This is a genomic window from Streptomyces sp. NPDC050636, assembly GCF_040654775.1.
Taxonomy (GTDB): Bacteria; Actinomycetota; Actinomycetes; order Streptomycetales; family Streptomycetaceae; genus Streptomyces.
Map to the genome: position 1 here is coordinate 1 of NZ_JBFAIP010000140.1, position 13209 is coordinate 13209.

The window sequence follows — 13209 nt, forward strand, 5'->3', positions numbered from 1 at the left end:
GATGGGTCCTGCGGCACACCGCCGCGTGCGGGGACGATGAGGGATGCGGCGACATTCTTCATCGACATACTTCATCGGCTGGCTCGGGCAGGGTGGGTGGCCGTGGAGAGGTGCCAGAGAATGTGAGTCGTTATCGACGTTCAACTGGGTTCTCGCCGGGGCGGATCTGAAGCGGAGATTCACGGAAAGTCGTCGGGGCAGCCCGTGAAGCCGCCAACTCCCTCAACCTTCCCAGTTTCCTCAGGGAAAGCATTTCCTGTCGATTGCCCTGTGTCGTCGGCGATCGAGGTGCCGTTTACCAGGATCCCCATGCCAGGTCGTCGTCGGCGAGTGTGCCTTCTTTGGGCATGGTTGTGCGGAATCTTTTACTCATAACTCCCCCTGTGTACGAGCATAAGCAATTGCACTGAAGAGATGTGGTCCCCGGTTGGCTCGCCGTCGGGTGGTCGGCCTGGCGTGATGACCCGGTGGCGATGACGCCGCTTCATGGACCCCCGGAGCGGCGTGACGGCGTGGGTGGAGCGTCAGCAGGGCCGCCGTGCACCGCTGCTGACCTTCCGTGATGCGGAAGAATAGTTCTGTATGACGGTAGAATATGGGTGGATGGTGTACGTGTCAACGGCCGCTGTCGGGTGTGAGGGGATGTGGCGACTCCGGTTCCGGGGTGCCGATCAGGCCGAGAGCTGCGGCTTTCACGCCGGCCGCGAAGCGGCTCTCGGAGCCGAGCTTCTCCATGATTCCGGTGGTCATCCTGCGCAGGGTGCGGGAGGACACGCCCAGGGCGCGGGCGATCGAGTCGTCCTTGCTGCCGTTCGCCATCATCTTGATCACCGCGATCTCGCGCTCATTCATGGGCAGTTCGCGGGCGGGGCCGTGGTCGTCGTTGGCGCCGGCGCCGAGGTCCGGCGGCACCGTGCCGTGTACCCAGCAGTGTTCGAAGGTCTGGCGGAGCAGTAGGCAGATGTCGGGGCCACGGGCTTCCAGTGCGGCCATCTGCCCGTCGCGGGGCGGTGCGGACATGTAGGCGAGCGCGTTGTCCACCAGAATCATCCGGAACGGCAGGACGGAGGCGAGCCGCACCTCGCAGCCGGCCTGTTGGAGAGCCTCCAGGTGGGCGCGTCCGTGGGGCGGCCCCGTCATGGTGTTGAGGTGGATCGCCCGCATGGCCACGCCCCGGTCCAGGGCGGTCTGATTGCGTCCCATGCTCTCCTGGAGCATGCGCTGCGGCAGCGGGGAGCCCGGGTGCATGCTCAGGATTTCGTTCTGTGCCTTGATCCCGGCGCCGTGGAGTGCCGCCGTGATGGTGTCCTCGCCGATCAGCAGGTTGAGTTGGGTGTCGCTCTGCGCCCTGGCCTGCAAGGTCACAAGGTTCGATCCCAGGGCCGCCAGGGTCTGTGACAGTTCCTGGTTGAGGGCGAGCCGCTCGCGCAGCGCGTGTTGTTCCAGGGTCAGGAGCTGGGCCACGGCTGTCTCCGGCGGGACGGTGACGAACGTGCCGGCGCCGACGGCAGGGCGTATGAACCCCATGTCGAGCAAGAGGGCTTGCGCCGCCCCGAAGGCATCCTCGGTCAACTCCAGCTCTTTCCGGGCCAGGTCGGGATTCCAGTCCGTTCCGGCCATCATGTGGCGGAACAACTTATGGGCGTCTGCTGCCGTGTCCTGTTGCATGGGTACCTCGGGATCGTGCGGGGTCCGGGCATCGTTTCCACCCGCGTATTCATTGAACATTTGACGTGGGGCCGATGCTTCCCGCGGGCCTTCCGCGGCTCGGGCGAGCACGCTAACGCATGGGTCCGTTTGAGGACATGGCACCGTTTGGCCACGGTCTGCTCTGGACTCCGTCCGGTCTCGTTGGAAATGATCAGGACGTCGACACCCGCTGTGCGCCGAGAGGGCGAGCGGGGTGGTCGTCCGGCATTCGCGCGATCCCCTATGCCCTCCCGGGAATTGGATCGCCGTCACCCGGAATCAACATTCTCTTGGTGCAGCAATGGTGCTGCCAGGGTGTCACTTTGGGAATTTCGGAGGCGTCCACGCCCCGGCCCAAACCGAAGCCGGTTCTTTGAATTACGGGGGAAGGGGAGGACTGCGCGATGGCATGGACCACACTGCCGGAACGCGTCGCCGAACATGCCGAGCTGCGCCCGGACGCACCGGCTCTGCTCTGGCACGGGCGAGAGGTCGGGTATGCGGCACTGCGCGGCATGTCCGAAGCGGCAAGGAAGAATCTGGAGTCCCTCGGCCTGCCGGCCTCGCGACCCGTCGCCCTGGTGGCGAAGAAGTCGCCGGAAGCCGTCGCGGTCCTGCTGGCCTGTATGGGGATCCGTCAGCCCGTGCTGATCCCTTCCGCCGAACTGGGCGAGGACTCGCTGCGTGCACTCCTGGCACATGCCGGAGCCCAACGGCTGCCGGATCCAGGGGAGTTGGTCTCGTCCGGTCCGGTGCCATGCCTTGAGCCGAGCGTCCCGCGTAACGGGCCCAGGGTGCCGCAGGACACCGCACTCCTGCTGACCACGTCCGGATCGACCGGGCTGCCGAAGGCGGTGCCGATTCCGGCGGCCGCACTGGACCGCTTCACCGAGTGGGCCGGGGAGCGGTTCGGGATCGGCCCCGGCACCACCGTGCTCAACTACGCCCCGCTCAACTTCGATCTGTGTCTGCTGGACATCTGGACGACGCTCGCCCGAGGCGGCTGCGCGACTCTCGTGGACCAGGACCTCGCGGTCAATCCGGCGCACCTTCTCACGCTGTTCCAGGCCCGGCCGGTCCAGGTGGTGCAGGGCGTACCGATGCTCTTCCAACTGCTGGCCCAGGCGGCCGGGCACGCCCACGACGGTGAGTTCGAGCGGGTCGAGCACATCCTGCTCACCGGCGACGCGATCTCCGAGAAGGGGCTCGCCGCACTGCCCGCGCTCTTCCCCAAGGCCGCTCTGCACAACGTCTACGGGTGTACGGAGACCAACGACAGCTTCGCCCATGAGATCGATGCGGCAGCCGATCGGCAGCGTTACGGTTCACTGCCGATCGGCCGCCCGATCCCCGGAGTCGAGGCTCTGGTACTGGACGAGGACGGGTCCGTGCTGACCGGGCCCGGCCGAGGTGAGCTCCTGGTCCGCACGCCGTTCCAGGCCGTCGGATACCTCGACGCCGCGCTGGACGACGGTGTGTTCGTCCCGCATCCCGACGGCACCTCCCAAGAGCGCTGCTACCGCACCGGCGACCTGGTACGCCGCCACCCGGACGGGACCCTGACGCTGGAAGGCCGCCGCGACTTCGTGGTCAAGGTCCGTGGCGTACGGATCAACACCGCGGAGGTCGAGGAGGCGCTGCGCGGACACCAAGAGGTCGTCGACGCCGCGGTTCTCGCACTCCCCGACGAGCGGGCGGGCAAGCGGCTGCACGCGGTCGTGCAGCGCACCGAGGGCTCGGCGCTGAACGGTCTGCGGCTGCGTGAACACGTGGCGAAGGTGCTGCCCAGAGTCGGCATCCCGGCCACGTTCGAGCTGCTGGACACGCCGCTGCCGAGGACGTCCACGGGAAAGCTCGACCGCAAGGCGGCCCTGCGACATCTGCGCGGGCAGGCCGCATGACTCCCGCAGGGCTGACAACAGCAGCTGCGGACCCGTCACCACCTTTGGAGGCCGACATGGCGCGTATCGACGACATCAAGAAGTACCTGGTCGAGGAGTTCCTGCTGGACATCCCCGCAGACGAACTGGCCGAGGACTACGACCTGCTGGCCAACGGCGTGATCGACAGCCTGGGCCTGCTCACCCTGGTCAGCTGGCTGGAGGACAGGTACCGGCTGGACATCGACGCGATGGAGATCGCCCCCGACAACTTCCGCTCCGCAGGGGACATCAACGCGTTCGTGGCGTCCGCGGACACACCGGCGGGGGCCAAGTAGCCGTGACAGACCTGCTCCACAGTCTCGTCGCCCGGACCCGGCCGGTGGACACCGAGACCTGGGACGACTTCTGGGACCGGCTGCAGCGCAAGGAACTGCACACCGGGGAGGCGCTGGCGGTGATCTCCTCGCTGTCCACGCGGATGCCGGACGCCCGGACCGTCGCGGCGTTCCTCACCTCGCTCGAAGGACGGCGTGCACAGGCGCCGGCTCCGTGGCCCGGCACCGTCAATGTGGTCGGCACCGGAGGCGGCCCCGCCACCTTCAACCTCACCACCGCCTCGGTGCTGGTCGCGGCCGCGATGGACGTCAAGGTCGTCAAGACCGGATCGCGCGGCTATCGCAGCCGCTTCGGCTCCCTCGACATCCTTGAGCGGCTCGGCGTTCCCACCGCGGCTTCGTACGCCGAGTGTGAGGACCTGCTCGACGCCTACGGCATCGCTTTTGCCGGCGGGTTCGTCTATCCGGCGGAGCTGACCCGGCTTGCGCGCGCCATCCTCCCGTACGGGATGAAGCAGGTCGGCCGGATCGTGAACGTACTCGGCCCCTTCCTGGCGGCCGCCCCGGTGAGTGTCCGGCTGACCGGAGTCTCCGATGCCGCTCTCTTCCCGCGCCTCGCCGAGGTTGCGGATGCCCTGCCCGAGCGTGACATCTGGCTGATCCGCAACGAGCTCGGCGTGGACGAGCTGGTCAGCTTCGCCGAGAACACCATCCGCACCGGGCCCGCACAGGCCCCCCTGCGGATCGCACCCGGCTCCATGGACGGGATGCGGCTGGACGGCGGTTCGCTGGACGACCTGCTCCCGGTGTACGAGGACGAGTCACCGGTCGGCCAACTGCTCGCGCTGCTCGGCGGGGAAGGGCCGGCCGCCGCCGTGCAGAGCATCTGCCTCAACGCGGCCGCCGCAGCCGTCGCTTCCGGCGCCCGCACGCAGTGGGCGGACGCCTATTCGGCGGCGGAGAAGGCGATGTTCGACGGTGCCGCCGTCGAGCTGGTCGATCGTCTGCGCCGGCACCGGCGCGCGTCGCGGAGGCAGGTGGCCGGTGTCGGTTGAAAGGAACGCCGCTGAAGCCGTGGCAGCGGGCGCCGTGGCAGAGGACGCAGTGAAAGAGGACGCAGTGAAACAGGGCGCCGTGAAGGAGGGCGCTGTGAAATGGGGCGCTCGTGGCACGACGGTGTCGCAGTCCGCAGACAGGACGTTCTTCACGGCCCGCGGCCCGTCGGATCCGGGGCTCGCGCTCTTCCTGAACGCGGGAGACCCGGGTTTGGACCAACTGCTGGAACTCGTCCTGCTCCTGGACGACGCCGAGGTGGACTGCCTGGAGCTGGCCGTGCCGTTTCCCGACTCGGTCACCGACGGCCCGGTCATCCGGCGTTCCGCCCGTAGAGCGCTGGACAACGGGGTCGACCTCGATGCGGTCCTGGAATTCATCGGACGCGTCCGGCCCCGGCTGCGGCACACCAAGGTGGCGCTGCTCGCCGACTGGCGGCACTCGGTGCGGCCGGTGGGGATCGAGGAGTTCCTGCGCCGGTCCCACGACTGCGGGACGGACGCGGTGCTGCTGCACGGACTGCCGCCGCGGGCCGGCGCGCGCTATCTGGAGGCCGCAGAACGGACCGGGCAGCCGATCGTCACCAGCTGTTACGCCGGCTCAGGGCCCGACGTGCTCGCGCAGGCCGCACGCCATGCGACCGCGTATCTCTACCTGGTGGCCCACTACGGGCGCTCGGGCACCGCCCCGGCCCCCGACGCACGGACGCTCAAGCCGGTCCTGACCGCCTTGCGGGCCATGACGGCGGCGCCGGTCGCGGTGGGCTTCGGGGTGCGGACCGGCGAGGACGTACGGGCGATGGGCGCACTCGGCGCCGACGCCGCGATCGTCGGAACCGCCCTGGTGGACCGCATCGAACAGGCTCAGCGGTCCGGCGGAGATCTTCTGGCCGAGGTCGAGCGGTTCGTCACCGCTCTGCGTTCGGCACCGGTGCGCTGACCGACTCGGCGCCACCGCGACACGGACGACAGCGAGGAGGAAAACCCATGATCATTCGCAAGCTCGACGAGGTGAAGACCGTGGACTGGGGGAACGGCGTCAGCCGCCGGTTCCTCCTGGAGTCCGACAACATGGGCTATTCGGTGACCGACACCATTGTCGCGGCCGGCACCAAGTCCCTGCTTGAGTACCGGCGCCACCTGGAAGCCTGCTACTGCATTTCGGGCCGTGGCGAAGTGGTCGACACGGCGGGCGAAAGCCATCCGATCGAGCCGGGCACGCTGTACGCCCTCGACCAGCACGACGCGCACTGGCTCATCGCCTGGCCGGATGAAGACCTCCGCCTGGTCTGCGTCTTCACACCGGCGCTGCAGGGCGACGAGATCCACACGCTGGACGGCGCGGCCTCCTCCCACTACTGAGCCGCGCACCGCGGCCGTACGAACACCATCCCACTAGGAGTCCCCTCGTGATCGAATGGTCGAGCGACCAGCGTGCGTTGCGCGACGGCCTCAGCCCGTGGTTCGAGAAGTTCGGTGATGACCACCTCCGTTACGACAAGGAGGCCGAGTTTCCCCGCACCCCTTGGGAGGCCGTGGCCGAATCCGGCCTGCTGCGCCTCCCGTTCGGGGAGGAATGGGGCGGGCTCGGGCAGTCCCTGCTCACCACCATGCACGTCCTGGAAGGGCTCGGGCACGGCTGTCGCAACGGCGGGCTCAACTTCTCCGTCACCACGCACATGGTCAGCGCCGGAGTCCCGCTGCAGTGTTTCGGTTCGGAGGAGTTGAAGCAGCGGTTCCTGCCGGGTGTCTGCGACGGCAGCACCATCGGGGCCCACGCGATCAGCGAACCGGGCAGCGGCTCCGACGCGATGAACATGCGTACCTCGGCCGTGCTCGACGGCGACCACTATGTGTTGAACGGCAGCAAGACCTTCGTCAGCAACGGCCCGGTCGCCGATCTGGTCGTCGTATACGCCAAAACGGACCCGACCGCCGGCCCGCTCGGGGTGACCGCCTTTCTGGTGGAGCGGGGCACTCCAGGCCTGACCGTCGGCAATCCGATCGAGAAGATGGGCCTCAAGGCGTCACCGTTGTGCGAGCTCTTCTTCGACGGCTGCCACGTGCCCAAGGAGAACGTGATCGGCCGGGTGGGCACCGGATTCCTGGTGCTGGACCATGTGATGAAGTGGGAAATCCTGTGCTGCTTCATCGTCGCCACGGGCGAAATGCAGCGCCGTCTGGAGAGCTGCGTCGAGTACGCCAGGGAGCGGACCGCGTTCGGGAAGCCCATCGGCGAGTTCCAGTCCGTGGCCAACAAGATCGTCGACATGAGGATCGGCCTGGAGACCTCCCGCAAATGGCTCTACGACACCGCTGCGAAGTTCTCCGCGGGACAGAAGGTCACGGTGGACCTGGCCACCGCGAAGCTGATCGCCAGCCGGGCCGCTCTCGACTCCGCGCTGAACGCCGTCCAGATCTTCGGCGGTAACGGCTACATGACCGAGTACGGCCTTGAACAGGAGTTGCGCGGGGCGGTCGCCGGAACCATCTACTCCGGCACGACGGAAGTCCAGTACAACCGGATCGCCACCATGCTCGGCCTGTGACCGGCTTTGTCGAACACGGCAGAAATACCCGCGGGAAGGCCGCAGGGAATCCCGCGGAAGCCCGTAGAAGTCCCGCAGGAAATCTCCAGGAATACGGAAGAAGGGCCATGCAGATGGAGCCGGACAAGGCGCTGGCCGCCACCGATTTCCTCGACCACCGCTCGCACGAGGTGCGCGCATTCGTCGCCGAGGCGCTGCCCGGTGGCGGAGACGACGACCAGGACAGGGCGGTCCGGCTGTACTACGCGGTCCGCGACGGGATCGGTTATGAAATCTACGGCGCCGACCTGTCCCGCGGGGCACTGACCGCGTCACAGGTCGTACGCACCGGCAAGGGGCTGTGCATCCACAAGTCGGTGCTGTACGCGTCGGCGCTGCGCGCGGTCGGAATACCGGCCCGGCTCGTCCTCACGGATGTGCGCAACCACCTTTCGTCCCCGGCGCTCCGTGAGTTCATCGGCGGGGACGTCTTCCACTATCACGCGCTCACCTCCGTCCGGCTGCACGGCCGCTGGATGCGTGCGACGCCCGTGTTCAACCGGCTGCTGTGCCGGCTCTACGGCATGCAGCCGCTGGACTTCGACGGCAGCGCCGACAGCGTCTACCACCCCTATGACAAACAGGGGAAAGCGCACATGGAGTTCGTCAGGGAGCACGGCGAATTCGACGATCTGCCGTACGAGCAGATCCTGGACGGAATGCGCAGCGCGCACCCGAAGATTTTCGTCCGCCCGGACCGCACCCGGTTCGCCAGCGGCTCCCTGGTCGCCGACGCCGCGTCCGACGACATATGACGAGATATCAATTCAGCTCGCGCACCAAGCCAACTACTGAGGAATGCCGACGTGGACACCATCAAGTACCAGCTCCGTGACGACCAGATACCCACCAGCTGGTACAACATCGCAGCCGACCTGCCGCATCTCGACCCGCCGCTTCACCCGGGGACCGGCGAGGCCGCCACGGTCGACGATCTGACCGGCATCATGCCCAAGGAACTCGCCGAGCAGGAGCTGAGCCTGGAGCGCGAGATCGAGATCCCCGGCACGGTGCGGCAGATCTACGCCCAGTGGCGTCCCGCTCCGCTGTTCCGGGCCCGTCGTCTGGAGCAGGCACTGGGCACCCCGGCCCGTATCTACTACAAGTACGAGGGCGGCAGCCCGGCCGGCAGCCACAAGCCCAACACCGGTATCGCCCAGGCCTTCTACAACAAGGAAGCAGGCATCCGCCGCCTCGCGACGGAGACCGGGGCGGGCCAGTGGGGCTCCTCGCTCGCGCTCGCCGGCGCCTTCTTCGGACTTCAGGTCAAGGTCTACATGGTGAAGGTGAGCTACCACCAGAAGCCCTACCGCAGGGCGCTGATGCACACCTACGGTGCCACCTGCGTACCCAGCCCCTCGACGGAGACGGAGGCCGGGCGCAGCATCCTGGCGGACGACCCGGACTGCTCCGGCAGCCTCGGCATCGCCACCTCGGAGGCGATCGAGGTCGCCATGAACGACCCGTTCACCAACTACGCGGGCGGCAGCGTGCTCAACCACGTCGCCCTGCACCAGACGGTCATCGGGCAGGAAGCCCTGCTCCAGATGGAGATGGCCGCCGACTACCCGGACATCGTGATCGGTTGTGCGGGCGGCGGCAGCAACCTGGCGGGGCTCACCTTCCCGTTCATCGGCGAGCAGCTGCGCGGAGGACGGCGGGTGCGGGTCATCGCGTCGGAGCCCGAGGCGTGCCCGACACTGACCAAGGGCCAGGTCGCCTACGACTTCGGGGACACCGCGCAGCTCACCCCGCTGCTCAAGATGCACACCCTGGGCCACTCCTTCGTGCCGCCGTCCATCCACGCGGGCGGCCTGCGCTATCACGGCATCGCGCCGCTGGTGAGCCAGACACTGCAGGACGGACTGATGGAGGCGCGCGCCGTGCCGCAGACCTCGTGCTTCGAGGCCGGACTGACCTTCGCCAGAAACGAGGGCATTGTGCCGGCCCCCGAGTCCACCCACGCCATCCGCGTCGCCATCGACGAGGCGCTGCGCTGCCGGGAGGAGGGCCGGTCCCAGGCCATTCTGTTCGGGCTGTCCGGGCATGGGCACTTCGACCTGGCCGCGTACGAGAAGTACCTGGGCGGCGAGTTGGTGGACGAGGGCTACGACGAGGAGCTGGTGGCCCGTTCGCTGGCCCGTATCCCCGCTCCCTTCGGCCAGGACTGATCTCCGTGCGGCTGAAGGTGTGCGGGCTCACCTGCACGAGCGAGCTCAGACTGCTGGCCGGCTCCCCGGTGAACATGGTCGGGCTCTGGCACGGCGTCCCGGACGGGAAGGCCGACCTCCCGCTCGGGACGCTGTCCGAGCTGGCCGCCGTGGCCACGGAGCGTGGCCTGGAGCCGGTCCTGGTCACGCTGCTCGACGACCCGGAGCAACTCCGTGCGGTGGTGGCTGCATCGGGCATCCGCCGCGTTCAGCTGCACGGCTACACCACGCCGCGGCAGGTCGCCGCGGTCCGGGCGGCGCTGCCCGGCGTCGGGCTGGTCAAGGTGCTGCATGTCCGTCGCGGCAAAGTGCTGGAGAAGCCTTTCGTGGCGGCCTTCGAGCGGGCGGGAACGGACCTGTTCCTGTTCGACTCGGTGGCCGACGACGGCCGGATCGGCAGTACCGGCAGGCCACTTGACGCCGCCGCGGTGGCCCCCGTGCTGGAGTCCGTGCGCATCCCGTTTCTGCTGGCCGGTGGTCTGACCGCGGCCGTCGCCGGGGACCACGGCGCGGCACTGCGGCACGACGGATTCCTCGGCGTCGACGTGGACAGCGGCGCGCGCAGGCCCGACGGGACGCTCGCGCCGCTGCTGATCGACGGGATCCGGCACGCCTGGAGCACCGAGCGCAAGCACCGCAGAGAGGAACACCGCAGAGAGGAACACCGCCATGCCGTCACCGTCGGCTGACCGTCCCGACTCCGGGCTCGTGGAGGGCGGCCGGTTCGGTTCGGCGCTGCTCTCGGCCGCCACCCCCGTGATCATGGAACTCAAGCGGCACAGCGCGCACGGGGCCGACCTGTTCCGCGGCCGCCCGGTCGCCGAGCTGGTGCAGCGCTACACAGCGCTCGGAGCGCCCGCACTGTCCGTGGTCACCGGTTCTTGGTTCGGCGGCACCCAGGAGCTCCTGGACGAGGTGGCCGCAGCCACCCGCCTGCCCATCCTGGTGAAGGACTTCTTCACCAAGGAGAAGCAGATCGCGCGGGCCTCCGCCGCAGGAGCGTCCGCGGTCCTGCTCACCGCCACCGTGTTGCCGCGCACTGTCCTGCCACGGCTGATCGAGGCGTGCCTGGAACACGGCCTGACCCCGTTCGTGGAGGTCACCTCACAGGACGAGCTGTCCTCGCTGGTACATGCGCAAGCCTGTGTCGTCGCCGTCAACAACAAGGACATCCGGCAGCGCGAACGGGACCCGGGCGACCTGGGGCGCAGCCGCCGGCTGCTGCGGCCGGTGCTGGCCACCGGCACCGCGGTCCCGGTCAGCGCCAGCGGGATCGCGACCCCGGGTGACGCGGCGGGCCTGCTGTCCGAGGGCTACCGGGGCCTGTTGATCGGTACCGGCCTGCTGCGCGCCGCCGACCTCGATGCCTGGTTCGGCGAGCTGGCCGTCCTCATGAGCCGGAGCCAGGAGCGCGTCACGGACCAGCGGCAGGACAGCGTCCGATGACCGAGAACCCCGGCCTCTCGCTGCGCGCCGCCCTCGACGACCTGAGGGCGGCGGACCCCGGCTCGCTGCGCCTGCACACCGAGCCGATGCCGGCGGCGGCGGTGGCGGCGCACTTCGCCGCCGCCCACGCGGGGGTACCGGCCGTCGGGGTGTCCCGCAGCGAACCCGTCGTCCAGTACACCGCCATCAAGGACTCCGGGCTGCCGGTCCTGCTCGGCATGTACGGAGACGCATCACGGCTGTCCCGCTGGCTGCCGGGCCTGCCCACACGCACGGCCCCGGACTCGGTGGCCGGGCTGCTCACCGCAGCGTCCCGTACTGCTGCCCGTCAGGTGGCCGATGCCCCCTGCCAGGAAGTGGTGGCCACCGGCAAGGACATCGACCTCCACCGACTGCCGGTACTCAGCGCCACCCCCAGGGACGCGGGCCCCTACCTGACAGCCGCCCTGATCCACGCCCGGGACCCGGCCACCGGAGATTCCGCGCTGTCCTGCCACCGGATGCTGGTCCTGGACTCCGGACGACTCACGGTCTGGATGGTGCCGGGCCGCCGGCTCGGCGCGCTCCACCAGCGGGCCCTGGCCCGCGGCGAGCGGCTGCCGGTCACCGTCAGCATCGGAGTCCCCCCGGCCGCCATGGTGGCGTCCGCGGTCAACACCGCGTTCCTCCCGGCGGGGCTGGGCAAACTCGCTCTCGCCGGGGCATTGGCGGGGGAGAGCGTGGAGCTGGTTCCCGGGGTGACGCAGCCGGTCTCCGCCCTTGCCAGGTCCGAGATCGTCATCGAGGGCTACCTCGACGACACGGTCGCGGACGAGGCGCTCGACGGCGCCGAGCCCGACCTCTCACTGCCGGAGTTCCTCGGATACGACGGACGGGCGCGAGCCGGCCTCCCCGTACTGACGGCTACGGCGATCACCACCCGGCGCGACCCCGTCTACCAGGCGGTCATCGGGCCGGGACGCGAGCAGTCGCACATCCTGGGAACGGCCGGCGCCCTCTCCGTCGCGATGTCCCTGCCCGACAGCCCCGCAGTCACCGTCCGCGATCTGCACTTCGCCGCGGCCGGAGGCGGAATGCTGCTGCTGACCGCCGCGGTACACAAGGAGTCCGCCCGGGGGGACACCGCTCTCACGGGCATCGCACATGAGATTCTGCGGCAGCACCCCTTCGTCAAACTGGTCGTCCTCACCGACGAGGATGTCGCCGTGTCCTGTGCGGAAGACGTGCTGTGGGCCATGGCCACCCGTTCCAACCTGGGCGCCGACTGCACGCAGTGGACGGACCTCGGGCCCGTACCGATGGACCCCTCCCAGACGGAGATCTGGGCACGGCACAGGGCGGCCGGCGCCGAAGCGCGGCCGGCGGGACGGGCGGCGCTGGACGCGACCACGCCGTTCGCCCTTCGTCGGATGACCCGCCGCAGTTTCGCCGCGCCCTCGCCCGGCTGACCGGACCGCACCGGCCGACGCTGGCCGGTGCAGGCCATGTCCGCTCTTGACCCCGGAGCAACACCCTTTCCGCGCCCGGGCGTCGCTAAGGTCTGAGCCGACTGGTGCCCCAAGGGCTGCAACAGGATTCGACGCATCGATGCGGTTCGATGCCGTCTCCGACCGGCAACAACGCTCCTCGCTCCGACCATCCGGGCTCCGACCGTCCCGGCTCCGAACTTCCGGGCTCCGGGCGTCGGCGACGTGAGCGCGTGAGCACGTACGAATCCGCATTCATTCCACAGCGAGTAAACGAACAGAACTGGACGTTGCGCGGGCGTCGTCAGCGAAGGAAGACGGGGAAATGCCGAAGAGCTCCGAGAATCTGTACGGCGCGCAGCCGGACGGTCCGACACGCCGCCACACGTTCCTCAGCGAGGACGAGGACCGCGCCATCGTCGAGTGGAACCAGCAGTTGGTGTTCTGGCGTGGGGTGTTGTCGGGGTTGCCGGATCAGTTGGATTTGCCGGTGGATCGGCCGCGTCCGGTGCGGGCGAGTTTTCGTGGTGGGTCGGTGCC

Annotated in this window: 13 protein-coding genes; 12 read left to right on the forward strand and 1 reads right to left on the reverse strand. The window is 68.9% G+C overall.

The genetic code is table 11. The annotated features are described in order from the left end of the window. Positions 1-615: 615 nt before the first annotated feature. Positions 616-1668 carry a helix-turn-helix transcriptional regulator gene (locus AB0I10_RS37845; protein ID WP_363157291.1) on the reverse strand — a complete coding sequence of 351 codons (1053 nt, stop codon included), beginning with the start codon at positions 1666-1668 and terminating at the stop codon, positions 616-618. A gap of 425 nt (positions 1669-2093) precedes the next feature. Here AB0I10_RS37845 and AB0I10_RS37850 point away from each other — a divergent pair, with 425 nt between their 5' ends. From AB0I10_RS37850 to AB0I10_RS37905, 12 genes are all read left to right on the forward strand, one after another. Next, positions 2094-3590, forward strand: a complete 1497-nt coding sequence (locus AB0I10_RS37850) for an AMP-binding protein (protein WP_363157292.1) — start codon at positions 2094-2096, stop codon at positions 3588-3590. 56 nt (positions 3591-3646) lie between these two features. After that, a complete protein-coding gene (locus tag AB0I10_RS37855) occupies positions 3647-3907 on the forward strand; it encodes an acyl carrier protein (RefSeq protein WP_363157293.1) in 261 nt (86 codons plus the stop codon). A gap of 2 nt (positions 3908-3909) precedes the next feature. Continuing rightward, positions 3910-4962, forward strand: coding sequence for a hypothetical protein (locus tag AB0I10_RS37860; protein ID WP_363157294.1), 1053 nt, complete (start codon positions 3910-3912; stop codon positions 4960-4962). Positions 4963-5056: 94 nt separating this feature from the next. Further along, positions 5057-5899 (forward strand): tryptophan synthase subunit alpha, encoded by an 843-nt coding sequence (gene trpA, locus AB0I10_RS37865; RefSeq protein ID WP_363157295.1) that lies wholly within the window; start codon positions 5057-5059, stop codon positions 5897-5899. 47 nt (positions 5900-5946) lie between these two features. Further along, complete coding sequence (locus AB0I10_RS37870; RefSeq protein WP_363157296.1) at positions 5947-6321, forward strand: ectoine synthase; 375 nt, start codon at positions 5947-5949, stop codon at positions 6319-6321. 47 nt (positions 6322-6368) lie between these two features. Continuing rightward, the gene (locus tag AB0I10_RS37875) at positions 6369-7508 is read left to right on the forward strand and encodes an acyl-CoA dehydrogenase family protein (RefSeq protein ID WP_363157297.1); all 1140 of its coding nucleotides are present in this window, start codon (positions 6369-6371) and stop codon (positions 7506-7508) included. Positions 7509-7615: 107 nt separating this feature from the next. Beyond that, positions 7616-8302 (forward strand): transglutaminase-like domain-containing protein, encoded by a 687-nt coding sequence (locus tag AB0I10_RS37880; protein WP_363157298.1) that lies wholly within the window; start codon positions 7616-7618, stop codon positions 8300-8302. Positions 8303-8353: 51 nt separating this feature from the next. Continuing rightward, positions 8354-9718 (forward strand): TrpB-like pyridoxal phosphate-dependent enzyme, encoded by a 1365-nt coding sequence (locus AB0I10_RS37885; RefSeq protein ID WP_363157299.1) that lies wholly within the window; start codon positions 8354-8356, stop codon positions 9716-9718. A gap of 5 nt (positions 9719-9723) precedes the next feature. After that, positions 9724-10446 carry an N-(5'-phosphoribosyl)anthranilate isomerase gene (locus AB0I10_RS37890; protein WP_363157300.1) on the forward strand — a complete coding sequence of 241 codons (723 nt, stop codon included), beginning with the start codon at positions 9724-9726 and terminating at the stop codon, positions 10444-10446. Then, positions 10427-11203 (forward strand): indole-3-glycerol-phosphate synthase, encoded by a 777-nt coding sequence (locus tag AB0I10_RS37895; protein WP_363157301.1) that lies wholly within the window; start codon positions 10427-10429, stop codon positions 11201-11203. The genes AB0I10_RS37890 and AB0I10_RS37895 overlap by 20 nt, the downstream gene beginning before the upstream one ends. Further along, a complete protein-coding gene (locus AB0I10_RS37900; protein WP_363157302.1) occupies positions 11200-12651 on the forward strand; it encodes a UbiD family decarboxylase in 1452 nt (483 codons plus the stop codon). The genes AB0I10_RS37895 and AB0I10_RS37900 overlap by 4 nt, the downstream gene beginning before the upstream one ends. Before the next feature lie 343 nt (positions 12652-12994). Further along, on the forward strand, positions 12995-13209 hold a 215-nt coding region (locus AB0I10_RS37905), incomplete at its 3' end, for a hypothetical protein (RefSeq protein WP_363157303.1).

What these genes read in the sequence shown, in the direction of transcription:
- AB0I10_RS37845 (WP_363157291.1), bottom strand. Translation starts at nt 1,668, where the DNA reads ATGCAACAGGACACGGCAGCAGACGCCCATAAGTTGTTCCGCCACATG.
- AB0I10_RS37850 (WP_363157292.1), top strand. Translation starts at nt 2,094, where the DNA reads ATGGCATGGACCACACTGCCGGAACGCGTCGCCGAACATGCCGAGCTG.
- AB0I10_RS37855 (WP_363157293.1), top strand. Translation starts at nt 3,647, where the DNA reads ATGGCGCGTATCGACGACATCAAGAAGTACCTGGTCGAGGAGTTCCTG.
- AB0I10_RS37870 (WP_363157296.1), top strand. Translation starts at nt 5,947, where the DNA reads ATGATCATTCGCAAGCTCGACGAGGTGAAGACCGTGGACTGGGGGAAC.
- AB0I10_RS37880 (WP_363157298.1), top strand. Translation starts at nt 7,616, where the DNA reads ATGCAGATGGAGCCGGACAAGGCGCTGGCCGCCACCGATTTCCTCGAC.
- AB0I10_RS37895 (WP_363157301.1), top strand. Translation starts at nt 10,427, where the DNA reads ATGCCGTCACCGTCGGCTGACCGTCCCGACTCCGGGCTCGTGGAGGGC.
- AB0I10_RS37900 (WP_363157302.1), top strand. Translation starts at nt 11,200, where the DNA reads ATGACCGAGAACCCCGGCCTCTCGCTGCGCGCCGCCCTCGACGACCTG.